This window comes from Corynebacterium canis (genome assembly GCF_030408595.1).
Classification (GTDB): Bacteria; Actinomycetota; Actinomycetes; order Mycobacteriales; family Mycobacteriaceae; genus Corynebacterium; species Corynebacterium canis.
Map to the genome: position 1 here is coordinate 1,522,705 of NZ_CP047080.1, position 22,493 is coordinate 1,545,197.

Annotated in this window: 19 protein-coding genes; 6 read left to right on the forward strand and 13 right to left on the reverse strand. The window is 61.6% G+C overall.

Features of this window, described 5'->3' with window-relative positions:
- Positions 1 to 33 precede the first annotated feature (33 nt).
- Positions 34 to 573 carry a MerR family transcriptional regulator gene (locus CCANI_RS06685; RefSeq protein WP_146323101.1) on the forward strand — a complete coding sequence of 180 codons (540 nt, stop codon included), beginning with the start codon at positions 34 to 36 and terminating at the stop codon, positions 571 to 573.
- A 917-nt stretch (positions 574 to 1,490) separates the two neighbouring features.
- Here CCANI_RS06685 and CCANI_RS06690 read toward each other — a convergent pair.
- From CCANI_RS06690 to gnd, 7 genes are all read right to left on the reverse strand, one after another.
- Positions 1,491 to 2,465: a putative endonuclease domain-containing protein gene (locus CCANI_RS06690; RefSeq protein ID WP_146323102.1), complete on the reverse strand. Its 975-nt coding sequence runs from the start codon at positions 2,463 to 2,465 to the stop codon at positions 1,491 to 1,493.
- Between the two features lie 308 nt (positions 2,466 to 2,773).
- On the reverse strand, positions 2,774 to 4,015 hold the full coding sequence (locus CCANI_RS06695; RefSeq protein WP_146323103.1) for a vWA domain-containing protein: 1,242 nt from the start codon (positions 4,013 to 4,015) through the stop codon (positions 2,774 to 2,776).
- Between the two features lie 145 nt (positions 4,016 to 4,160).
- Entirely contained in the window at positions 4,161 to 5,009 is an 849-nt protein-coding gene (locus tag CCANI_RS06700) for a 3-methyladenine DNA glycosylase (protein WP_146323104.1), read from the reverse strand.
- Complete coding sequence (locus tag CCANI_RS06705; protein WP_146323105.1) at positions 4,996 to 6,045, reverse strand: hemolysin family protein; 1,050 nt, start codon at positions 6,043 to 6,045, stop codon at positions 4,996 to 4,998. Before CCANI_RS06705 ends, CCANI_RS06700 begins: the two co-directional genes overlap by 14 nt.
- Positions 6,042 to 7,421, reverse strand: a complete 1,380-nt coding sequence (locus CCANI_RS06710; RefSeq protein ID WP_146323106.1) for a hemolysin family protein — start codon at positions 7,419 to 7,421, stop codon at positions 6,042 to 6,044. Before CCANI_RS06710 ends, CCANI_RS06705 begins: the two co-directional genes overlap by 4 nt.
- 3 nt (positions 7,422 to 7,424) lie before the next feature.
- The gene (locus CCANI_RS06715; protein WP_146323107.1) at positions 7,425 to 8,657 is read right to left on the reverse strand and encodes a DEAD/DEAH box helicase; all 1,233 of its coding nucleotides are present in this window, start codon (positions 8,655 to 8,657) and stop codon (positions 7,425 to 7,427) included.
- A gap of 15 nt (positions 8,658 to 8,672) precedes the next feature.
- A complete protein-coding gene (gene gnd, locus CCANI_RS06720) occupies positions 8,673 to 10,118 on the reverse strand; it encodes an NADP-dependent phosphogluconate dehydrogenase (protein WP_146323108.1) in 1,446 nt (481 codons plus the stop codon).
- 31 nt (positions 10,119 to 10,149) lie between these two features.
- On the opposite strand from gnd, the gene CCANI_RS06725 reads away from it, so the two are divergent.
- The 4 genes from CCANI_RS06725 to CCANI_RS06740 all read left to right on the forward strand — a co-directional run bounded on the left by CCANI_RS06725 (position 10,150) and on the right by CCANI_RS06740 (position 14,217).
- Positions 10,150 to 10,584: a PaaI family thioesterase gene (locus CCANI_RS06725; RefSeq protein ID WP_146323109.1), complete on the forward strand. Its 435-nt coding sequence runs from the start codon at positions 10,150 to 10,152 to the stop codon at positions 10,582 to 10,584.
- A 58-nt stretch (positions 10,585 to 10,642) separates the two neighbouring features.
- Positions 10,643 to 12,121, forward strand: a complete 1,479-nt coding sequence (locus CCANI_RS06730) for an MFS transporter (RefSeq protein WP_146323110.1) — start codon at positions 10,643 to 10,645, stop codon at positions 12,119 to 12,121.
- The gene (locus CCANI_RS06735; protein ID WP_146323111.1) at positions 12,105 to 12,686 is read left to right on the forward strand and encodes a class I SAM-dependent methyltransferase; all 582 of its coding nucleotides are present in this window, start codon (positions 12,105 to 12,107) and stop codon (positions 12,684 to 12,686) included. Before CCANI_RS06730 ends, CCANI_RS06735 begins: the two co-directional genes overlap by 17 nt.
- Before the next feature lie 241 nt (positions 12,687 to 12,927).
- Complete coding sequence (locus tag CCANI_RS06740; protein ID WP_146323112.1) at positions 12,928 to 14,217, forward strand: amidase family protein; 1,290 nt, start codon at positions 12,928 to 12,930, stop codon at positions 14,215 to 14,217.
- An 814-nt stretch (positions 14,218 to 15,031) separates the two neighbouring features.
- Here CCANI_RS06740 and CCANI_RS06745 read toward each other — a convergent pair.
- The 5 genes from CCANI_RS06745 to CCANI_RS06765 form a co-directional block, all read right to left on the reverse strand.
- Positions 15,032 to 15,340 carry a hypothetical protein gene (locus CCANI_RS06745; RefSeq protein ID WP_146323113.1) on the reverse strand — a complete coding sequence of 103 codons (309 nt, stop codon included), beginning with the start codon at positions 15,338 to 15,340 and terminating at the stop codon, positions 15,032 to 15,034.
- Between the two features lie 86 nt (positions 15,341 to 15,426).
- Positions 15,427 to 16,293, reverse strand: coding sequence for a pyruvate formate-lyase-activating protein (gene pflA, locus CCANI_RS06750; protein ID WP_146323114.1), 867 nt, complete (start codon positions 16,291 to 16,293; stop codon positions 15,427 to 15,429).
- 10 nt (positions 16,294 to 16,303) lie between these two features.
- On the reverse strand, positions 16,304 to 16,555 hold the full coding sequence (grcA2, locus tag CCANI_RS06755; protein WP_146323115.1) for an autonomous glycyl radical cofactor GrcA2: 252 nt from the start codon (positions 16,553 to 16,555) through the stop codon (positions 16,304 to 16,306).
- Between the two features lie 31 nt (positions 16,556 to 16,586).
- The gene (locus tag CCANI_RS06760; protein WP_146323116.1) at positions 16,587 to 18,701 is read right to left on the reverse strand and encodes a pyruvate formate lyase family protein; all 2,115 of its coding nucleotides are present in this window, start codon (positions 18,699 to 18,701) and stop codon (positions 16,587 to 16,589) included.
- Positions 18,702 to 18,909: 208 nt separating this feature from the next.
- Positions 18,910 to 20,310 (reverse strand): NAD(P)/FAD-dependent oxidoreductase, encoded by a 1,401-nt coding sequence (locus tag CCANI_RS06765; protein ID WP_146323117.1) that lies wholly within the window; start codon positions 20,308 to 20,310, stop codon positions 18,910 to 18,912.
- A 168-nt stretch (positions 20,311 to 20,478) separates the two neighbouring features.
- On the opposite strand from CCANI_RS06765, the gene CCANI_RS06770 reads away from it, so the two are divergent.
- The gene (locus tag CCANI_RS06770) at positions 20,479 to 21,684 is read left to right on the forward strand and encodes a class I SAM-dependent methyltransferase (RefSeq protein WP_146323118.1); all 1,206 of its coding nucleotides are present in this window, start codon (positions 20,479 to 20,481) and stop codon (positions 21,682 to 21,684) included.
- Here CCANI_RS06770 and CCANI_RS06775 read toward each other — a convergent pair.
- Positions 21,665 to 22,348 carry a DedA family protein gene (locus CCANI_RS06775; protein ID WP_146323119.1) on the reverse strand — a complete coding sequence of 228 codons (684 nt, stop codon included), beginning with the start codon at positions 22,346 to 22,348 and terminating at the stop codon, positions 21,665 to 21,667. The genes CCANI_RS06770 and CCANI_RS06775 overlap by 20 nt on opposite strands.
- Between the last annotated feature and the right edge of the window lie 145 nt (positions 22,349 to 22,493).

Genomic DNA, 22,493 nt, shown 5'->3' on the forward strand with positions numbered 1-22,493 from the left:
TTTCAGGATTATCCAACGTCACAGGGAGTAGAGATGTACGACGAGCCCCGCGGCATCCAAGAGTCATTGTTTGACCTCGGACCCGACGAAGAAGTCGGCTACCGAGTGCCTACGGCATGCCAAGTCGCGGGGATAACGTACCGCCAATTGGATTATTGGGCGCGCACCAAACTCGTGGTGCCCTCCATCCGCACCGCCAAAGGGTCCGGATCGCAGCGGCTATACTCCTTCCGCGATATCTTGGTGCTGAAAATTGTGAAAGGCCTGCTGGATACGGGCATTTCTTTACAAAACATCCGGCTGGCGGTGGATAAACTGCGGGATCTCGGGGTGAATGATCTGGTGGAAATCACCCTCGTGTCGGACGGCACCACCGTGTACCACTGCCGTTCCAATGAAGAAGTGATTGATTTACTTGGCGGCGGCCAGGGCGTGTTCGGTATCGCCGTCCCCGGCATTGTCAAAGAACTTACCGGAACCATTTCTTCCTTCCCCTCCGAACGCATCGCTGACGATTCGGATACCATGCGCGATGACCTCGCCGAACGGCGCCGCAACCGGCGGATTTCTTAGGCGCGTAGGTTGCGCTCCGCGCCGTCGACTCGTTGACCTGTCGGCCTATCCGAATGGCGGGCGAGTTTCAGGCGCTCTGCCAGCCGGCGTGGTGACCGTCGCAGTGTCAGTGAGTTCGCCGAAACCAAACAGGTGAATATCACACACTTAGCATCCCGCCGCTGCGCGGTACCGCAGATATGATTGGCCTCCAACTCGGCGGCACCGATGAAATTCTGCCGCGTTAGATCTGCCTGGTTCTCTGCCGCGTCAAATCTGCCTGAGGCAGATTCGTCGCGGTCGCATTTCCCCAGGAAAACTGGGCCCAAAAATCAGGCAGATCCTGCGCGGCCAGGCAGATATAACACGGCCGTTTCGCGTTCCTGGGAAAACACCACCACGCGACGACCGGCGTGTCGAATCTGCCTGAGCATGAAAAATCGTCGGCCGATTCTGGCCCAACTCGCTGCATCACCTAGTGGTGAGGATCTGCCTGCGATGCCTGCCGTGTCAGATGTGCCTGAGGCAGATTCGTCGCGGTCGCATTTCCCCAGGAAAACTCGGCCCAAAAATCAGGCAGATCCGGCGGAGCCAGGCAGATGTGACATCGCCGGAGCGCAGTCAGGCAGATTTGACGTAGCCGGGGAAACGGAGGCGCGTAAACCACGGGCAGCTGCAGGGTGCTGCGGGCAGACGGAAGTAGCGGGGCAGGCGCGGCGCACAAAATGAGCCGAGGGTGCGCTGGGTTTCGGGCTTCACCGAACAGTGTTGAGCTTGACCGTGCCGGTTACAGGGGTGTGATGGGCACGCAGCAACAAGGCGGATCGGCGACCACGCCAAGATAGCTGGGGTGCAGCGAACGATCGCCGTGAGTATTCGGCCGTGGGGATTCGGCCGTTAAGGTTCGGCGTCAGGATTTGGTGTTTGGTTTCGGCCGTTTATGGTTTTGGTGGTTGTGTGGTGTTGGTTTCGGCGCGGTGGATGGCGCGGCGCAGGGTGGTGATCAGGTCGCGGGGTTGTTGCAGCAGCCCGTGGGTGATACGTAGTGGTTCCCAGCCGAGTTCGCGTAGCCGGATCAACACTTTGGCGTCGTAGTCACGTTGGCTGCGTTGAAGGTGGTGGGCACCGTCGTAGAACAAACCAACGCGAATATCGGGCCAGCCGGAATCAAGCACGGTCAGCAGGGGTGTGCCATCGTCTGCCAGCGCACCGGAATCGTAGATTGGGATTTGCACCTCCAGGTGTTGGCGAAGCTGCTCGGCAATCAACCGCAACACGGTTTCCGGAGGCGACTGCGCCCCGGTGCGGGACAGGTTCAGCAGTTTTTTCAATTGGCGGGCGCTGAAAATATTCCGCGCGATGTCACGCACCAGCTGAAAGTTTAGTGTGGTGCATGCGCGCAGCGCGTCGATGAGCTGGATGGCGCGGACTTCCCAGTTAGCAAGGTTGGGCACCTGGTAGACCCACCAGGAGTGGCGGTCGCGCTGCAGATCAATTAGGCAATCCACCAACGCGTATTCGGGGGCGACGACCTGCATGCCGGGCAGTTCCTGGTCCGGGGTCCACACCCTGGTGCCTGGTCGCAGTCTGCGGCGGGTGGCGTCGAACACGCTGTGGCTGCGTTGGAAATTACTGGCCACATGCACGGTGATGTGGGCATCATCCACCCAATACTTCAGGCCGGCGTAGGCTGCGGCGGCCCAGCCGCCGATAATGACATTCGGGGTTTGGGTGAAATGGGCCCGGGCCCGCAGCATGATCGGGGCGGCAAACCCTAGGCGCTGCGGGTGATATCGCGAACCCCACTCCACCTCCCGGCTCGCACGACAATACCCACGCGGCATCGCAAGCCGGCGAGTCACATTGATGAAAGAGGTATCAAGCAATTTGGTGCGACGCTGAAACAAACCCATAGCACCAGTGATAACCCCAAAACAGCACAAAACCTAGGGGTTTCCTAAACACACCCCACCAACCTGTGGATAACCCCAAACAATCCACAGACACACAGGGTGCCAGCAGCAATAAGGTGGCGCCCAGCAAGCCAAAAGGGTATAATGCCGTCCGCAGCAAATGAAACCACTCCCACCAGCTAAAACCCCCGAGTCCGCCGCAACCCCGCGCAACGCACGGAGAGTGGCCCACCAAGGCGAGTTCCGGTGGTTGTACACTACCGCTCAGCAGGCAAAAGCGGGGGCGGCGTTTCCCTCGCCGCGCCCCTTTACCCCGTCGCCCCAAAGATGGTGGCCAATGCCGCCTGCAATTCGGAGCTGGTGGAAACCACGGTGGCGGATCCGCCGTGGGTGGTGGCCCAATCGGCGATACCGGTGTCTACCGGCTGGCTGCCAATGTGGACGATTTCCAAGATGACATTGTCCAGGCCGCTGTACGGCGTGGTCGGGTCCGCATCTTGGGTTCCGGTGGTGATCAGCACGAGCCGCACTGGGTTATTGGTCTCGCGCGCATGGTCACCGGCTTTTTTCATCGCTTCGTCGAGGGCTTCGCGGGTGCGGGGTGTGCCGCCGGTGCCGAATTTCCGCATGGCGTCCATGCTGGCGGTGCCGTCGTCGTTTTTGCTGAACTCCACGTTGCTGCGCCACGCGCGGTTTACGCCTTGCGTCAATGGCGAGGAGTAGTTCCACAGGGAAACATTTCCGCCATTGCGCCCCACGGCGTGGAGTAGGGGGTCGATCGCGGCGACGGTTTCGTCGAAGTAGCTGCCGCCGCCCATATCGGTTTGCATATTGCTGGAGGTGTCCAGCAGCACGAGGGTATCGGTCCCGGTAGGCAGGTTCACCTGCACCTCAACATTGGCTTGTTTCGCCTGCGTCAGCAGTTCGTCGCTGGCGAGTTTCACGGTTTTCGCATCGGTAGATTTTATGAAGTTTGTGAAGTCATCGGCGGCGCGCGTCTGGTCTTCGGTGACCGATCCGGCGGGGTTGAGCGCCACCGCGTATATGGGCACGGCGATGGTGTCTTCCGGCTGGTAGAACTCCATCCCCTTCGGCGTCGTGGTAGAGGTCACCACTTGGTATGGCTGCCCGTGGATATTGCCCAGGAAGGCTGCGGCGAGTTTGCCTTCGAAGCTGGCGGGGGCGCCGATGCTGGCTTGTTCGCGGAGGGTTTCCCAGGTTCCGCTGGGTTTTTCGGAGCCGACTTTGTAGGCCACGCCCAGCGGGTCGGCTTGTGCTACCGGCCAGGTGGCGGAGGCGGCGGAGCGTTTCGCCGCTTCGAGGCTGCCTTGGACGTCCCCGGATAGGAACACCAGTGCGGCGTCTTTGATGTCTTGAACGTGTTCGATTTTTACGCAGTGGTCTTTTACCACTGGTTTGCTTGCGGCGTAGTCGGTGACTAGTTGTTGGAGTACGGCGGTGGAGGCGCTTGAGACGGGGAGTTTGACGTCCCCTTCGATGCAGGAGCTGTCCGAGGCTTCGTGTTGTTGGTTTGCCTGGTCGCGTTTCATGAGCCACCAGACACCTCCAACGAGGATTAGCGCAAGGACGATAACAGCGGCGAAAATGCTAGGGGCAATTGCGTAGTTTTTAAGTCCGTTTGAATGCCGAGCCACGAGTGTTCTTCCTAAGCGTTAACTGACATGAGGCGTTGGTTCATATTGTAGGCTTTGTGCACAAGTCAATGAGTGACTGCCGCAATGGTGCTGCACGTTCGGCGAGTCTGCGTTGGCGTGCAACATATTCGGCTTTGCCTTGCGCAGTTTCAATCGCCACGACATGGAATCCGTATTCACTGCAATCATATGGTGACGCTTCCATATCTAGAATTCGAACATCTCGTGCTAGTTCGAAGGTGTCCAGCCAGAGTTCGCCCGGCACTAAAGGTCCCAGTTTTGCAGCCCATTTATATAAGTCCATTGTCGCATGTAGGCAACCACTTTGATCGAACTCAGGTTGATCTTCGCGGCGCAGCGCGTGAAGGTTTAAGGGGCGCGCGGCAGGGGTAAAAAAGCGGAACGCGTCGTAGTGGGTGCACCGGATATTGTGCGTTTTGACGACGTCGTTGGTGCCGTCTTTGCCGAGCCGCAACGGAAGGTTGTGGCGCGGCCGATCCGTCTGATACACCATCGCCCATTCGTGCAAACCGAAGCAATCGAAGTGCGTCGGGTTCGTCGCCGTGCGTTCCAACAAGTGTTTGACGTATTCGATGGCGTTTCCGCGGCGCGCCCACATGGCATGCAGGTCCACGGTGACGCCTTCCGGAGTGCGGGTATAGTCGCGCCAGCGCGCGTGTGGGGGCTCGCCTGCGAGCGTTTCTCCGCGTCCGGGGTGCCACCGCGCGAGTTTGCCCGGCGAGATCGGGTAGTACTCGAAAAGGAAGTCGAATACGGGGTGTTTTTCCGCTTTTCGACGCCGCGCCAGGTGCGCCCCAGTAAGCGCCTCTGCGCGGCTGCGGTGGGCCTCCAAACGGGCCGTCCATTCGCCGACGCTAAGCATCCTCATGGGTCCAATCTCGCACGGTGCCCACGTATTCCTCGATCAGGTCTTCGAGGGTAAGGATGCCGATCACTTGGCCGCGTTCTCGCACCTGCGCCATATGGGCATTGCGGCGGTGCATCAGGCGAAGCGCCTCGTCGAGGGTGCAGGTGCCGTCGATATTGGTGAGCGGCCGCAGGGCGGAGCGGGGCAAGAGTTCGTGCGGATCATCGGCGACCATGCGTTCGATAATATCTTTGACGTGGATATAGCCGATATAGGCATCTTCACCTGCGGTGACGGGGAAGCGGGAGAACCCGGTTTCCTGGACGGCTTCCTCGATGAGGCCGAGCGGTACCCCCTGTTCGAAGGGGAGCATCCGGACGCGCTCATTGGGGATCAGCACCTCTCGAATGGATCGGCGATCCGAGCGTAGCGCTTTATTCAGGCGCGCGTGCTCCTCCTCGTCCAGCAACCCTTCGGAGCGGGATTCGGTGATCATGGTGGCCAATTGCTCGGGATCCACCGCCGCCTCCAGCTCATCTTTTTGTTCGATTCCAAACATGCGAAGCGTGATGCGGGCCATCCAGTTCATGGCCAGGATAAGCGGTCGGGTGACTTTCACAAACACCATATGCGTGGGCACCAGCATCATGGCCACCGATTCCGGCCCAGCGAGCGCGATGTTTTTGGGCACCATCTCGCCAAGCAGGATGTGCAGGAAGGTGACAATGCCGAGCGCGATGGCAAAGGAAATCGGGTGCAGCAGCGCATCGGGTAAACCCAGGGCATGGAACGGGCCTTCGATCAGGTGCGCGATGGCGGGTTCGCCCACCTTGCCGAGCAGCAGGGAGGCGATCGTAATGCCAAATTGGGCACCCGCCAGCATCATGGACAGGTGCTCGGAGGCGTAGAGGACCTTGCGGGCGCGCGCCTTGCCCTGGGCGATCAGCGCGTCGAGGCGGTCGCGGCGGGAAGAGATCAGGGAAAACTCCGCGCCCACGAAAAACGCATTCACGCCGAGGAGCACCACGGTCAAAATCACGGCATACCAGTCGCTCATGAGAAATTGCTCGCCTCCTCGTTGGACATCGGGGTGAGGATCACGCGGTCGATGCGCCGCCCGTCCATCATGGTCACGCGGACGCCCCAGCGCCCGGAAATGCCGGATTCGAATTCGTCGAAGGCGTCGTGTTCGGTCTGCGGGAGCAGCTTCTTTTCGCCGACGGTTGGGATATAACCGAAGCAGGCCATCACCAGGCCGCCCAGCGTTTCGTAGGGGCCGTCGGGGGCGTGATAGCCGATGCGTTCGGGGAGTTCATCGACGCGGACCAGCCCGGAAACCTCCCAGCTGGCGCCGAGTTGCTGGAAATCGCGTTCCGCATTGGCGTCATCGTATTCGTCGTAGACCTCGCCAAGGATTTCCTCGACCACGTCTTCGATTGTCACGATGCCCGCCGTACCGCCGTATTCGTCCGCAACCAGCACAATTTGGGTGCCGGCGGAGCGGACGGCATTGAGCACGGCGTCGCCATCCAAACTCGAGGGGACCACCGGAACGGACCGTGCCAGCGCCCGCACGGAGACGTGTTTGCGCTGTTCGCGGGGCACGCCAAAGGCGGCCTTGACGTGGACCACGCCGATCGTATCGTCCAGATCCCCGTCCACCACCGGGAACCGGGAACGGCCGGTTTTTTGGGATAGGGCGAGCAGGTCCGCCACCGTGTCGTCCACGGACAGGTATTCGATGGTCGAGCGGGGCGTCATCACGTCCTCGGCGGTAGATTCGCCGAACTTCAGGGAGCGATCCAGCAGCGCCGCCTGGGCCTGCGTGAGGGCGCCGTGTTCGGCGGAATTGCGGACCAGCGCGCCGAGTTCCTGGGCGGAGCGCGCGGAGGCCAATTCATCGGCGGGTTCCAAGCCGATCTTGCGGATCACCGCATTGGCGGAGGCATTGAGCGCGCGAATAAACCACCCGAACAAACGGTTGAATGTGCGGACGGGGATTACGGTGAAGCGGGCGGTGCGAAGGGGGTCGGTAATCGCCATGTTTTTCGGAACGAGCTCGCCGTACACCATGGATAATAGTGTGGCCACGGCCAGCGCCAATACCAGCGCCACGGCGGTGGCCGTACCGGGGCCCAAGCCGCACAATTCCAGCAGCGGGGTGAAATATTTGGCCAAGATGGGCTCCGCGAGGAAACCGGTGGCCAGGGTGGTGATGGTGATGCCCAGCTGCGCCCCGGAAAGCTCGAAGGAGAGGTTGGTGTGGGCGGCCTGCACCGCCCGGGCCTTGGCGTCCCCTTGGGTTTCCACATGGTTGTCAATGGCGGCGCGTTCCAGGCCGGTCAGCGCGAATTCGATGGCCACGAAAAAGCCCGTGCCGAGGGTAAGCGCGATAAAGCCCAGCAGGGACAGGATACTGAGTGCAGTGTCCATGGATTACCGGCCAGGCCGCCTCGGTCGGCGGGGTTTTCGATGGTGAGGGCGCTGATGTGGGGGCTCCACAGGTTTTCCTTTCGGTTTCCGAGCACCGGTGAGTTCGCGAAGGCGGCTGGAGTGTGTGTGCATCCGTTCGCGATGCGGGCGTACGCCCGCTTGTTTGAATAGCGTAGTCACTTCGGCAAGCTGCTTGTCCGTTGCCAGCGTCACCACCATACCGGCCGCCCCGGCGCGCGCCGTGCGCCCGGCGCGATGCAGGTAGGCCTTGTGATCCGCCGACGGGTCCACGTGCACCACGAGCGAGACATCCGAAATATCGATGCCGCGGGCCGCGATGTCCGTGGCCACCAGCACCCGGGATTCGCCGCTGGTGAACTTGCGCACGGCCTCCGTGCGGGAAGCCTGACCCTTATTGCCGTGCAGGCCTAAGGCATCGATGCCGGCCTCCCGCAGGGCCTTGACCTGGCGGTCCACATCGTAACGGGTGCGGCGAAACAGCAAGGTCTTGCCCGCGCGACCCGCGATATGCAACACCACCTGATCGCGCTCCGCCGCGGTGCCAACATCGAATTGGTAATGCTCCATGGTGTCCACGGCGGCGGTCACCGCGGCCGTGGCATGCAACACGGGATCAGCGATAAAACGGTCGACGAGCGCCTGCACATCCCCATCCAAGGTGGCGGAAGAGAGCAGCCGCTGGCCCTGAGGCGTACGCTGCAACAGGGTGCTCACCTGCGGCAAAAACCCCAAATCGGCCATCTGATCGCATTCATCGATCGCCGTGATCTCCACCGCGTCCAGATGCAGCAAGCCTTGCTTCACTAGGTCGATGGCGCGGCCCGGGGTGGCTATCAAAAGATCCACCGGGGCGGCGAGAAAGGTGACGTCGCGCTTGATATTCACCCCACCAACCACGGCGAGGATGCGCAGCCCGAGGGCGGCAGCCGGGGCGTCGAGACGCTCTTTTACCTGCACCGCAAGCTCGCGGGTGGGCACCAAAACCAAGGCGCGCGGGTGTTGCGGACGCGAGGGCGCACCAGCCAAACGGGAAAGCATGGGCAAGCCAAAAGCGAAGGTTTTGCCGGAGCCGGTCGGGCCGCGGCCCAACACGTCGCGCCCGGCAAGGATATCCGGAATGGTTGCTACCTGCATGGGAAACGGCTCCGTGATGCCCTCGCGCCGCAGCTCACGGACGATGGTTTGGGGGAGACCCAACTCTTGGAACGTAGTCATCGTCCTCCCAGTGTATTATGCCTCCACCTCGGAACGATCTCCGCTCCACAGCGTGTGGAAATGCCCCGGCTTATCCGTGCGTTCGTACGTGTGTGCGCCGAAGTAGTCGCGCTGGCCCTGGATCAACGCCGCAGGTAGGCGCTCCGCACGCAAACTGTCGTAATAGGACAAGGAGGAAGCGAACACCGGGATCGGCAGGCCGGCGGCAGTGGCGGTGATCACCACGCGGCGCCAGGAATCGATCAATCCTTCCAGCTCGTGCTTGAAGTATGGGTCGAGAAGCAGGGACTCCACCGCCGGATTGGTGTCATAGGCAGCCACGATGCGGTTTAAGAACTTGGCGCGGATAATGCAGCCATCGCGCCAAATGGTGGCCAGGTCGCGGGGATCAATGTCCCAGCCGTGCTCCTCCGAACCGGCGCGGATCTCATCGAACCCCTGAGCGTAAGCCACCAGCTTGGAGGCGTACAGCGCGCGGCACACATCCGCCACGAATTGAGTGCGATCGGTGGCCAATTCCCGCAGCTCACCGGAGGGCAACACCCCGGCCGTCGCGGCACGTTGCGCGCGGGCACCGGACAAGGCGCGGGCAAACACGGCCTCGCCGATGCCCGTGGTGGGAATGCCCAAATCAAGGGCGGCCTTCACCGTCCACCGGCCGGTGCCTTTCTGGCCGGCGGCGTCCACGATGACGTCGATAAGCGGCTTACCGGTGGCGGCATCAACCTGGGACAATACCTCGGCCGTGATCTCCACGAGGTAGGAATCAAGGTCGCCGGTATTCCACTCGCGGAACACCTCCGCAATCTCCAGCGGGGTCAAACCGGCGGCGTAACGCAACAGGTGATACGCCTCGCCGATGACCTGCATATCCGCGTACTCGATACCGTTGTGCACCATCTTGACAAAGTGGCCGGCGCCGTCGGACCCAATATGGGTGCAGCACGGCACGCCATCCACCTGCGCGGCAATGGATTCCAGCAGCGGGCCGAGCGACTCGTAGGATTCCGCCGGGCCGCCGGGCATGATCGACGGGCCGTTCAGGGCGCCCTCCTCGCCGCCGGAAATGCCGGCGCCCACGAAGTGCAGGCCGCGGTCGCGCAATTCGGCCTCGCGGCGAATGGTATCGGTGTATAGCGCGTTACCGCCGTCGATAATGATGTCGCCCGGTTCCATGGCGGCGGCGAGTTGTTGGATCACGGCGTCGGTAGCGGCGCCGGCTTGCACCATAATGAGGGCGCGACGCGGGCGCTCCAACGATGCGACGAAGTCTTCGATCGTGGCCGAGGGGAGAAACGATCCATCAGCGCCGTAGCTTTCCATAAAGGCTTCAGTTTTGGAAAAACTGCGATTGTATACGGCGACGGTGTGGCCGTGCCGCGCGAAATTACGGGCGATATTCGAACCCATGACCGCAAGGCCGACAACGCCAATCTGAGCAAGATTTGTCATGGTTGTCATGGTACCTGTTCGATTCTGTATATTCGGCCCCATGAACCTGCAGGCCCTGGTGAAGCTGGTGGAATCCGGCCCCCTCAATGAGCAACAAATCGCCGCCATAAATGCCCGAATCACCGGCATGGACGCCACCCTGGGAATTCGCTATACGGAGATCGCCAAAGACGGCGTATCCGCCGAACTGGAGATCGGACCGCACATGCTGCAACCGTTTGGGCTGGTCAATGGCGGCAGCTACGCGGCCCTCGCCGAATCCGTCGGCTCGTTCGCCGGTTGCCTCGCCGCCGGTGCCCCCGTGGTGGGGCTCAGCAACACTACCCACTTTTTACGCCCCGGCACCAGCGGCACTATTCACGCCCAGGCCCGCCCGGTACACCTTGGCAAGCACGTGCAAATGTGGGAAATTAATTGCTCCGTCGACGGCAAGTTGCTGGCCGTAACCTCCCTTAGGACGATGGTGATGGTGTAGCCCGAATCCACCTTTTCGCTGATGCAAGCGTCTAATTGATGCGGCACCATCGGGAAGTATGAATGAATCCGAGGCGACCGGCGGGCACCGCGCAAGCAATTGGTGGGTGCTGGTCATCCTGGCCACCGGCCTTTCCCTGATTGTCTTGGACGCAACCATCGTTGGGGTGTCCATGCCGGCGATCATGCAGGACCTGCAGCTCAGCCTGGTAGACGCCCAGCGCGTCAGCGCGCTCTATAACACCGTGCTCGCGGCATTGCTGCTGGCTGCGGGCACGCTCGGGGACCGCGTGGGGCGCAACACCACATTCCTGCTAGGCCTCGCGTTCTTTCTGGCGGGCTCCGTGTTGGCGGCGCTTTCCGGCACCGCCGCGGCGTTGATCGCCGGCCGGATCGTGCAGGGCGTCGGCGGGGCGCTGATCCTGCCCTCCACATTGTCCACGGTAAACGCCCTGTTTCGCGGCCGCGATCGGGCGGCGGCCTTCGGCGTGTGGGGCGCGGTGATCTCGGGCGCCGCGGCGGTCGGCCCGCTGCTCGGCGGCATGATCACCGAATGGGCGCATTGGCGCTGGGTGTTCTGGGTAAACGTTCCTTTAGGGTTGCTGCTCATCGCCGCCGCGCTGCTTATCGTGCCCAATACCAAGGGCGATGCCGCGCCGGGGTTCGACGCCGTGGGTTTCCTGCTGTCCGCGGTGAGTTTCGGCGGCCTGGTCCACGGGATTATTCAAAAGAACATCACGCTCACGCTGGTCGCCGCGCTGTTTCTGGTCGCGTTTATCGTGTGGGAGCGGCTGCGCCTCCAGCAAGGCAAGGTTGTGCTGCTCGATCTTTCCATGCTGCGGATCGGCGCGTTTACCTGGGGCAATCTCACGGCCATGCTGGTGGCCATCGGCGAATTCGGCCTGGTGTTCGTGCTGCCGCTGTTTCTGGTTTCGGGCATGAACCTGTCCACGCTGGCCGCCGGCGGGGTGCTCGCCGCCATGGCGGCTGGGGCTTTCCTATCGGGGGCGTTGGCGCGTCACCTGGCGGCCGCGATCGGCCCCTCCGGCGTGGTGATCCTGGGCCTGGGCCTCGAGGTGTTTGGGGCGTTGCAGCTCGCCGCGGAGGAGCGCCCGGACCAGCAGATATGGCTCGTCGCCGTCGCATTAGTGATCTACGGGGTGGGGCTTGGCTTGGCCAGCGCCCAGCTCACCAGCCTGGTGCTTGCGCAGGTTCCCGCCCAGCATTCCGGGCAGGCCTCCGCGACGCAGTCCACCGTGCGGCAGATCGGTTCGGCCCTGGGCACGGCGATCATGGGCACCGTGTTGTCGTGGGGCATGAAGGCATATGTCACCGGCCCGGGTTCGGAGGCGGTGATTGCCTCCGGGGGCGCCGCACTTGCCGCAATGCGTCACAGTATGGACGTCGATACGCTTGTGCAGGGGTTTGCGGAAGCCACGCGGATAACCCTCTACAGCACCGTGGCGTTCCTCGCACTGGGTTTTGCATCCGCGCTATTGGTGCGTCGGTACAGTAACATGCATGCCAACATGGAATGAGATTCTCGCCCGCAACCCCCAGCATTCCGAAAATTACGCGCAACGCTGGCGCAACTTCGTCGCCGAGGGACGCGACATTGACGGCGAGGCCCGGCTTATCGACGCCCTGGCACCCCGCCACGCACGCATCCTCGACGCTGGCTGCGGCACCGGTCGCGTCGGAGGCTACCTTGCCGCCCGCGGGCACGATGTGGTGGGCGTGGATCTGGATCCCATATTGATCGGATACGCGCGGCAAGACTACCCCGATTGCCGATGGGAGGTCGGGGACCTGTGCAAAGGCGAAATCCCCGGCGGGGAATACGATGTGATCGTCTCCGCCGGCAATGTGATGGGTTTCCTGCCGGAACAGGGGCGCATCCCGGCACTTACCGCCCACGCCGCGCATCTCGCCCCGGACGGGCGCGCCGTAATCGGCTTTAGCGCCGGACGGGGGTGGAGCTTCGAGCAATTCCTGGCCGACGCCAAATCCGCAGGATTGCGGCCCTCGCTGCTGCTCTCCTCGTGGGAGCTGCACCCGTTTACCGCCGACTCCGAATTCCTGGTGGCAATCCTGGAGCATTAGAAAACGCCCCGCCACGATGTTGGGGTGGTGAGGCGTTTTCCCAGGTCCTGTGCTGGATTCTTAACCCTCGGCTATTCCGCTGTTTGGCCAATTGGCGGAAGGGTACACAAGAGGCCAGCGTGGTATTACCTTTCACAGAGTTCCTGCAAGGGCGCACTGCACACAATACCCGCTGCGCCGAGGATGTGCTATCAATGTGGGTAACCTCGGCGATGGGTGCCGACCTGCGGAAAGGACCACCATGGCGGACCAGACCCTACCGGACGCAAGCTCATGGAATAGTGTGTTCGACCCGGTGGAGGGGGTGGAGCTGTGCCTGCGGCGGATCCGCTCTCTAGACCCCACCATCAATGCATTCGAGCGTGTGTTCGCCGCTTCCGCGCGGCGGCGAGCCGTGGAATTGGCGGGCGTGCCGATGCGCGAACGGGGTCCTCTGCATGGGGTTCCGGTGGCCATCAAGGCCGAAAACGCCATCGCCGGGATCCCTACCAGTTACGGCACGGCGGCCTGCGTCACCCCAGCCGGGGCCGATAGCCACGTGGTCGCGACGCTTCAGAACGCCGGTGCGATAATCATCGGGACCACGCGGATGCCGGAGTGCGGGGCATGGGCGCTGACCTCATCCGAACACGGCGGGGTAACGCGCTATCCGCAACATGCCGCATATACGCCCGGAGGTTCGAGCGGCGGGAGCGCGGCGGCCGTAGCCGCAGGCATGGTTCCCGTTGCCATCGGTGGCGACGGCGGCGGTTCCATCCGCATCCCCGCAGCTCATTGCGGTTTATACGGGTTGAAAGCGCAACGCGGACGGGTATCCACGGCCCCCGCCGAACACCTATGGTACGACCTTGGGGTTATCGGACCGATCGCACGTTCGGTTCGCGACCTGCGCCTGATCTACGAGGTGATCGCCGGCGGACCCTTCCCACCCGTCTTCCAAACCCCCACCCGCGTCGCCGTGGCCATTCGAACAGGCTTGCCGGGGATCCGGGCGCCAAAGACGCTTATCGACGCCGCCCACAACGTCGCCGCAGCCATTGGCGGCGTCGCAAAGCTCGACGTTCGGCTCCCCGTACCCACCGACGCCTTTATGGTGCAATTCTTCGCCGGCGTCGCGGCCGAGGTCTCGGCCATGGAACATCCCGAACGTTTGGAACGGCGGACCCGGCAAATCGCCGCGATAGGGACACGAATCCCACCGCGCATGCTGGAATGGGCGCGCCGACGAGGAAGGGAATACGCGTGCGAACTCGATGCGATCTTTGCGGATTACGACGTGATCGTATCGCCCACAATCGCCGCGCGGCCTGCCCCCGCAGAGGGGATCCAAGGCAAAGGCCTGATGCGCACCCTGATGGCCAACGCACCCTTCGCCGCATACACGGCGCTTTGGAATGTGACCGGGCACCCCGCCATCGCCATACCCTTCGGGCACGGGCCGGACGGACTGCCCATCTCCGTGCAAATCGGCGGGCCGCGGGACAGCGAGGCACTCTTGCTACACCTGGCGGAACGCATCACACCCCGTTGAGCTTCGGCGAGATTGCTGGCGGGCAATATATTTTGCGGCCGAAAGCTCGTTAGGGAACGCCGTAGGAGCGTTTCTAAGCCGTCGAAATCGGCTACCCTTGGTCACCTATGGCCAAAATTCGTTAACTGGCCTCATTCGATGCGGTCGGTTGCGCGCGATCTATTTCCGGGCGGGGAGTTGAACGGTGTCTATCGATATTTTTTACATCAAAATCCAGAAATCTGTGTAAAAAATATCGCGCCGGCGGCCCTGGGCGGCCCCAGATGATGAAAATTACACTAAATCGGCGATTCGTGTGTAAAAAACTTCATGTGAAGTGCGCAACCTATTGCCACAGGCCCCCTGGCGGGGTGGTGCGTGCCATTCTGCGCCGAAGCCTAAGCCCAGGAACATCACTGATGCACCACTTGGGCCGCCCGGCGACTTGCGGGGTGCCCGTTGCTGTAGTTGTATCCCACTCGGCGATCGGCGGGCCGCAACATGCCGGCCCCTAGGCGAGGCCGATCGGCGCCAATATATTTTCTAACCAAAAGCTTATTAGGAAAACGTCATAGGGGCTCCGCTAAGCCGTCGAAATCGGCTACCCTTGGTCACCTATGGCCAAAATTCGTTAACTGGCCTCATTCGATGCGGTCGGTTGCGTGCGATCTATTCCCAGGCCGGGAGTTGAACGGTGTCTACCGATATTTTTTACATCAAAATCCAGAAATCTGTGTAAAAAATATCGCGCCGGCGGCCCTGGGCGGCCCCGGATGATGAAAATTACACAGATTCGGCGATTCGTGTGTAAAAAACTTCATGTGAAGTGCACGACTTAAGCTTGGTCGGCGTCGGGGAGGACCTCGCACTCGCCGATGATATTGCCACCGTCGAAAAAGGGGAAGCGGGATCCGGCGGAGAGGAGATAGTGGGGGGCGTCGTCGACAAGGAAGCGGACTTCGTCGACAAAAGTTTCGAGGCCTTGCTCCACGGGTGGGGTCTTCATGGAGAACACGACGCTCCAAGCGGCGTCGGGTTGATGCAACTGGGTGTGCAGCGTTAACGCGCTAGGCAGGGAACGCTTTTCGGGGGCGAAGACTTCTGGGTCCCAGCGGATAATGCAGGGCAGTGGTGGCAAAGACATAAAAGGTCACTCCATTGCGTTAGGCCATGTACTTGAAGTCTACGTTTTGGAGCCGAAACGTGCCCTGGGGCACCCCCATACCGGAATTAGAACGCGGTGAGGCCGTGGGATCGGAAGGTTTCGCGGGCGGCCTCCACACTTTCGGGGGTGGGTGGGCGCACGCCGTGCAGGGTGTATTTCATGCCGAGGCGATGCCACTTGTCCTCACCCATATTGTGGAAGGGCAGTACCTCCACACGTTCGATTGAGGTTTTCCAATTGGCGGCAATGTTTGCTGCGGCGGCGAGGTTTTCCGGGGCGTCGGTAAGCCCGGGGACAAGGACGTAGCGCAACCAAATGCGCTTACCCATCGCGGTGAGGCGATCGCCGAAATCAATGGTGGGCTGCAAAGCGCGGCCGGTGACCTCGCGATATGTCTCCGGGATGCCGGATTTGAGGTCGAGAAGCACGAGGTCGATATTGTCCAAGTCCTCGTCCGTTAGCCGGGAGCCAAGGAAACCGGAGGTATCAATTGCTGTGTGGATCCCCGCCTGATGCGCCGCGGCCAATATCCGCCGCGTCATCGCGATTTGAAACAAAGGTTCGCCGCCGGAAACGGTCAGGCCGCCGCCGGAGGCCTGGAAAATCCGCCGGTACCGCATCACTTTGGCAATGATGTCCTCCACACGCTCCAGGGTGCCTTCGCGCATTTCGATGGTGTCGGGGTTGTGGCAATACTGGCAGCGCAGCGGGCAACCGGACATAAACACCGTGAGGCGAGTGCCGGGCCCATCGACGGCGGTGACTAGCTCCCACGAGTGGACGAGGCCGATATCGCCGGTGCGGCGGGCGTCGAAAAGCGCAGGGCGCTCGAGCGTAATCGTGGCGGTTGACCCGAGGCCGGCAGCGGCGCCCCGGACCCGAGGCCGGGATTCAGCGGTGAGGGTGACAGGGGCGTTGATGCCGTCGGCCATCGGTACTCCTTTACGCGCCGTAGTGGAAGGTGCGGGAAAGCACGTCGCGCTGTTGCTCCTTGGTCAGCTTGACAAAATTGACGGCGTATCCGGACACGCGAACGGTGAGGTTGGGGTAGTTTTCGGGGTGCTCCATGGCGTCCTCCAGCGTGCCACGATCAAGCACGTTGATGCTCGCGTGGTACAGGCCGGAACCGGCATTGTGTTCGGTGCGGGCGGCTTTCATATCGGCCATACGCTCGTCAAAGGTTTTGCTGGACATGTGTTCTCCTTGAATGTGTGCGGGGGAAACGTTAGCGGACGGGTTCGTCGACCACGGCGTTCGCGGGGTCCAACAGCGGCTCGTCCATGATAAAGCCGGCGTCGAGGATGCCCACCAGGTTGCCTACCTGCTCTTCCTTGGTGCGGCCCAAGCCGGACGGCGTGATCGTATTTGTGAGCGAAATGCCGTCGAGTGCGTCCTCGTAATCCAGTTTGCCCACGGAGAGCATGGAGGCGAGCATGCCGTGGCTGTCCAGACCGTTTTCGGGGTTGGCGCCCGGCGCGAACGGGGTGCCCGCCTTGTGCCCGGAGGGGAAGGAGCCGGTGGCCTTGCCGTAGACCACATTGGAGGTGATGGTGAGCACGGATTGCGTGGGGATCGCGTCCCGGTACAGGGGGATTTCCTTGATTTTGCTCATCACGGTGTGCACGACGGTGGCGGCGATATCGTCGGCGCGGTCGTCGTCGTTGCCGTAGACGGGGAAATCGCCTTCGGTGAGGTAGTCCACCACGAGGCCGGTTTCGTCGCGCACGGGGGTGACCTGCGCGTATTTGATTGCGGCGAGCGAGTCGGCGACGATGGACAGCCCGGCGATGCCGCAACCCATGGTGCGGACGATATCGGAATCATGCAACGCCATTTCGATTGCTTCGTAGGCGTAGCGGTCGTGGCAGTAGTGGATGATATTGAGCGCTTCCACATAGGTGCCCACGACCCAATCGAGCATGTCTTCGTATTTTTGCCAGACTTCGTCGAAGTCGAGGGGGCCGTCGCCGGTGATGGGGGCGAAGCCGGTGACGATTTGCTTGCCGGAAACCTCGTCGCGGCCGCCGTTGATTGCGTAGAGCAGGGCCTTTGCCGCATTGACGCGGGCACCAAAGAACTGCATTTGCTTGCCGACGGCCATCGGGGAAACGCAGCACGCAATTGCGGCGTCGTCGCCCCACCTGTCCCGAATCTGCTCGTCCGATTCGTATTGGATCGAGGAGGTTTCAATGGAGATCGCGGCGCAGAAGTCCTTGTAGCCCTGGGGTAGGGCGGGGTCCCAGAAAATGGTGATGTTCGGTTCCGGGGCGGGGCCCAGATTGCGCAGGGTTTGCAGCAGGCGGAAGGACGTCTTGGTCACCTGGGCGCGGCCATCGAGGGAAAATCCGGCGTCGGACCAGGTGGCCCGGTAGGGGTCGCCGGAGAAAATTTGGTCGTAATCAATGGTGCGCAGGAAGCGGACGATGCGCAGCTTGATCACCAGGGCGTCGATAATCTCCTGCGCCTCGGTCTCCGTGATGCGGCCGGCCTGTAGGTCGCGCTCGAAGTAAATATCGAGGAAGGCGGAAAGGCGGCCGATGGACATGGCGGCGCCGTCCTGGGATTTCACGGAGGCGAGGTAGGCGAAATAGGTCCACTGCACCGCTTCCTTGGCGGTGGTGGCGGGCTCGGAAATGTCGAACCCGTATTCGGAGGCCATGGCCTTGAGCTGCTTTAGGGCCTTGATCTGCTCGGCGTGTTCCTCGCGGTACCGGGCCCAATGCTCGGAGAACGGTTGATCGATCACCTTGTCTTTGGCAGCGTTCTTTTCCGCAATCAGGGCGTCCACACCGTAGAGCGCCACCCGGCGATAATCGCCGATAATGCGGCCGCGGCCATAGGCGTCCGGCAGGCCCGTGACGATGTGGGAGGAGCGGGCGGCGCGGATACGCGGGGTGTAAATATCAAAGACCGCATCGTTATGGGTCTTGCGATACTTGGTAAAGATCTCCTTGATGCGATCGTTGGGTTCCTTGCCCGCCTCGCGGATGGCGGTTTCCACCATGCGCCAGCCGCCGTTCGGCATCATGGCGCGCTTGAGCGGGACATCGGTTTGCAGGCCCACGATGACATCATCATCGGCGCTGATATAGCCCGCTGGGAAGGCATCGATATCGGCCGGGGTCTCCGTATCCACGTCATACACGCGGCGCGCGCGCTCTTCGGACAGGTACTTGGATTCTAGGTGGTCCCACACGCGCAGGGTTTTGTCGGTGGGGCCGGCGAGGAAGGATGCATCTCCCTGATAAGGAGTGTAATTGCGCTGAATAAAATCACGGACATCAATGGCGGTTTGCCATGGACCGGAAGCGAAACCTTCCCAAGCAGCATATTGAGGCACTGTATTTCAAAGCCTTTCAAGTGTTCTTTTATGGGCCTATCTACCACTATGCGGTTCTGCGTTCAGTGTACACCTGTGTGGGGTTAATGTCTGATGTCTACCCCCTGTGGAATTCCTTACAAGACCACAGTAAAAGTGACCAACCATACATTGACACGACGGCACACATAGGAAAAGCCCCCGAATTGGGGGCTAGGCGTGAATAATCTTACTTTTTCCCGTTGAATTGCTCGGTTTCGTTCACTTCCACCACGTCACCGCTATCGCCGACAAAAGTGCGCAGCTTGGTTAGCGCATTACGGGAATGCATCTGGTGCCGCGTGGTGGTCAATTGCCACCGGTTTTGATTGAGCACATTCAAACCCCAGGACACGGCGGAAACAAAGCGATTGCGGAAGCCCACCAAGAACATCAGGTGCACGGCCAGCCACAGCACCCAGCCGATAAAGCCGGTCACCTCGACCTTGCCCAGCTTTACCACGGCGGAGAAGCGCGACACGGTGGCCATGGAGCCCTTGTCAAAGTATTCGAAAGGCTCCCGATCCGCGCCGGGCTTTTCGGTCTCATTTTCGATGTTGGCGGCGACGTATTCGCCGGCCTGAATGGCCACCTGCGCCACGCCGGGCAGGTTCTGGAAGTTCATCATATCGCCGATCACAAACACGTCTTTATAGCCGCCGACGCTGAGATCCTCATTGACCATCACGCGCCCCGCGCGATCCACTTCCACGCCGGCCTGGTCCGCAATCAGCTTGCCCAGCGGGGAAGCCGCCACGCCCGCCGACCAGATCTTGCAATAGGCCGGGATCACCTCCACGGAATTGTCCTGGGTGGACTTGAAGGTGACGGAATTTTCGGACACATCGGTGACAATCGCATTGAGCTTTACCGTCACGCCCAGCTTTTCCAATTGCCGTTGGGCGTTGCGTCCGAGGCGCTTGCCGAAGGGTGGCAGCACTTGGGGCGCGCCGTCGAGAAGCACTATCTTGGCGGCCGCAGGGTCGATGTTTGAGTAGTGCCCACGCAAGGTACGGCGGGACATCTCCGCGATCTGGCCGGCGAGCTCAACGCCCGTGGGGCCAGCGCCGACCACCACAAAGGTGAGCAGGCGGTCGCGCTCGGCGGGGTCGCTACACAATTCGGCGCGCTCGAACGCACCTACGATTCGGGCGCGGATCTCGTGCGCGTCGTCGATGGTTTTCATGCCGGGGGCGAACTGCGCGAAGTGGTCATTGCCAAAATAGGACTGGCCGGCGCCCGCGGCGACAATCAGGTAATCGTACTCATATTCGCGACTGTATTGGCCCAGGCAAGCGGTAACCACCTTGCGGTCGAGGTCGATATCCGTGACCTCGCCCTTGACCACGTGGGCGTTGCCTTGATTGCGCAGGATTTGCCGCGTGGACGGCGCGATCTCGCCGGAGGACAACAAACCGGTGGCCACCTGATACAGCAGCGGCTGAAACAGGTGGTGGTTTGTGCGGTCGATAATCGTAATGTCTACGTCAGCGTCTTTGAGCGACTTGGTGGCGAACAAACCGCCGAAGCCGGAACCGATGATGACGACATGTTGACGGCCGCTTTCTGGGCGGAACGGCTTCTCGGTCATAACGATGAATGCTCCTGAAAAATGCGGATTCTAGTGAATCATCTGCTTAGCTGTGTGACTATCGTAATGCTTTGTCGCCACGATCACACCTTCGGCGGCGCCTCCGCAGCTCCGCGCGGGGACAGCGGTACTATGTGAACCGATTTGGAGGTTCATTCAAGGAGCATTGTGGCATTCGAGCATTTGGCGCATATCAGCGCAACGGATTGGCCCGGGGTAGCCACCGTGCCGAACGTGCGGGCGGTTAGCTTTCGGCGGGCCGAACGGGGTTTCTACCAAGTGTGCGAACGCAACGACATTGATATCAGCGTGGAACAAGACGTGCTCTTTGCCCGCATCGCGGACTCCGGCTGGCTCGGGCTGGCGGAGGGGTTTATGGCAGGGGAGTGGCACACCGCAGATTTGGTGGGCGCGCTGAGCACGCTGATTGCCAGCGGTTATCGCCCCAAGCGCAGCTACCGCCCGGCCCGTTCCGCGTTCGGACCGCCGGGGGGTTCGCTGCCGGCGTCGCTGGTACGCCTGTACGCCGGGGACGGCTACAGCCCATTCGGAGGTGTGTTCGCATCCGGCGTGGCCACGACCGTGCGCAACGAGCGCGACGTGGACGTGACTATGCTCGACGAACCCGTGCACGTGGAGCGCTGCGACCTGGCCGATGCGCAAACGCGCGCCGTGGACATGCTTCTCGACGCCGCGGGGGTGGGGCGCGGCACTTACCTTCTGGATTACCCCGCTTCGGGTGGGGCACTGTCCATTCGGGCGGCACAGCGCGAGGCGACTGTGGACACCTGGGCCTTGGACGCGGGCGCGCTGGAGGACCTAAGCGAATTGGTGCGCGGCGATATTGTCGAACATTCATTGCATATTCGCGAGCTCCCGGATCACGTGTTGCCGCCGGAATTATGCAGACGTGTGTACGAGGCCGTGGTGGGCATTGGGCGGATCGAAACTATTGGCCGAAGTTTGCGGGGGAGTTACCTGCGCAGCATCGACCAGCTCCTGCAATCGGGTGGGACGGCCGCGCTCGGCGTAACCGTGCTTGCCGAGCAACAATTTCCGGTGGTGCGGGAGGCCACCGATCTGCTTCGCGCATACATTTGGCCGGCGTTGGATTATCCGACATTGGATGAGCTATACCGCATCGTGGACCGGGGGACTTCCTTGCGCATCACGCACGAGGTGCACACAGGCAAGCACAGCCGAATCGCTTGTGGCCTGCAGCGATCATTGTTTGAGGGGCGGATGCGGGAGGCCGCTGCGGCTGGCTACGATCCCGTGTATCGCCGCCTCTGGCGTTACCACCTCGCGCTGCTCGAGGCGCTGTTTCGCCTGGGCGTTCTAGATTCGGTGCAGCTTACTTTACGACGTCGCTAGTGGCGGGCTCCGTCGCAGCCTCGGGCTCTGCTGCGGCCTCAGGTGCCTCGTCTTCTGGGGGTGCGGCGCCCCGGTTTTTCCACCACAGGCGAATGATCTTAATGGCCATGGGTACGAACACCGTGGCGAGGCCGGCGATAATGAACCAGTGCAGGAACTCCTGTACGAATGGAACGCCGCCGAGCATATAACCAAGGAAGGGAATGCCTGCGCCCCAAAGCGTGCTGCCTAGCGCCGAGTAGAGGGTGAATGCGCGGTGGTTCATATGGGAGAATCCGGCGAAAACGGGGGTGACGGTACGTACCACGCCGATAAACCTGGCGAAGAGCACGGTGACCACGCCATATTTATCAAAGAACCTGTCGGTCTTTTCCACGGCCTCTGGACCGATCCATCGCATCACGCGGCTGCGCAGGATGCGGGGCCCGGCTTTGCGGCCGATAAAGAACCCGAGCTGGTCGCCGAGCGCGGCGGCGATCGGGATGCCGACCATCAGCGTCCAAAGCGGAGTGAACGGCGGATCGGCGGCGGCCATGATGCCCGCCGTAAACAACAGCGTGTCGCCGGGGAAAATAAAGCCGATGAGAAGGCCCGTTTCCATAAAGACAATGCCTAGGATTCCTGCCAGACCAAATGTGGTCAGCAGCATGTGAACATCGAACACAGGCTGGTACGTATCCTTCAAATCCGGAGTTACATAGGTAGCTAGAAAGATGATAGCGTGTCGCGGCTCCCGGCGATCCCAAAAGTCAGACCAAAAACGTAAAATGACATAATGTACATTATCGGACTAATTGAGTGGTATGTGA

What these genes read in the sequence shown, in the direction of transcription:
- CCANI_RS06685 (WP_146323101.1), top strand. Translation starts at nt 34, where the DNA reads ATGTACGACGAGCCCCGCGGCATCCAAGAGTCATTGTTTGACCTCGGA.
- CCANI_RS06690 (WP_146323102.1), bottom strand. Translation starts at nt 2,465, where the DNA reads ATGGGTTTGTTTCAGCGTCGCACCAAATTGCTTGATACCTCTTTCATC.
- CCANI_RS06695 (WP_146323103.1), bottom strand. Translation starts at nt 4,015, where the DNA reads ATGAAACGCGACCAGGCAAACCAACAACACGAAGCCTCGGACAGCTCC.
- CCANI_RS06700 (WP_146323104.1), bottom strand. Translation starts at nt 5,009, where the DNA reads ATGAGGATGCTTAGCGTCGGCGAATGGACGGCCCGTTTGGAGGCCCAC.
- CCANI_RS06705 (WP_146323105.1), bottom strand. Translation starts at nt 6,045, where the DNA reads ATGAGCGACTGGTATGCCGTGATTTTGACCGTGGTGCTCCTCGGCGTG.
- CCANI_RS06710 (WP_146323106.1), bottom strand. Translation starts at nt 7,421, where the DNA reads ATGGACACTGCACTCAGTATCCTGTCCCTGCTGGGCTTTATCGCGCTT.
- CCANI_RS06715 (WP_146323107.1), bottom strand. Translation starts at nt 8,657, where the DNA reads ATGACTACGTTCCAAGAGTTGGGTCTCCCCCAAACCATCGTCCGTGAG.
- gnd (WP_146323108.1), bottom strand. Translation starts at nt 10,118, where the DNA reads ATGACAACCATGACAAATCTTGCTCAGATTGGCGTTGTCGGCCTTGCG.
- CCANI_RS06725 (WP_146323109.1), top strand. Translation starts at nt 10,150, where the DNA reads ATGAACCTGCAGGCCCTGGTGAAGCTGGTGGAATCCGGCCCCCTCAAT.
- CCANI_RS06730 (WP_146323110.1), top strand. Translation starts at nt 10,643, where the DNA reads ATGAATGAATCCGAGGCGACCGGCGGGCACCGCGCAAGCAATTGGTGG.
- CCANI_RS06735 (WP_146323111.1), top strand. Translation starts at nt 12,105, where the DNA reads ATGCCAACATGGAATGAGATTCTCGCCCGCAACCCCCAGCATTCCGAA.
- CCANI_RS06740 (WP_146323112.1), top strand. Translation starts at nt 12,928, where the DNA reads ATGGCGGACCAGACCCTACCGGACGCAAGCTCATGGAATAGTGTGTTC.
- CCANI_RS06745 (WP_146323113.1), bottom strand. Translation starts at nt 15,340, where the DNA reads ATGTCTTTGCCACCACTGCCCTGCATTATCCGCTGGGACCCAGAAGTC.
- pflA (WP_146323114.1), bottom strand. Translation starts at nt 16,293, where the DNA reads ATGGCCGACGGCATCAACGCCCCTGTCACCCTCACCGCTGAATCCCGG.
- grcA2 (WP_146323115.1), bottom strand. Translation starts at nt 16,555, where the DNA reads ATGTCCAGCAAAACCTTTGACGAGCGTATGGCCGATATGAAAGCCGCC.
- CCANI_RS06765 (WP_146323117.1), bottom strand. Translation starts at nt 20,310, where the DNA reads ATGACCGAGAAGCCGTTCCGCCCAGAAAGCGGCCGTCAACATGTCGTC.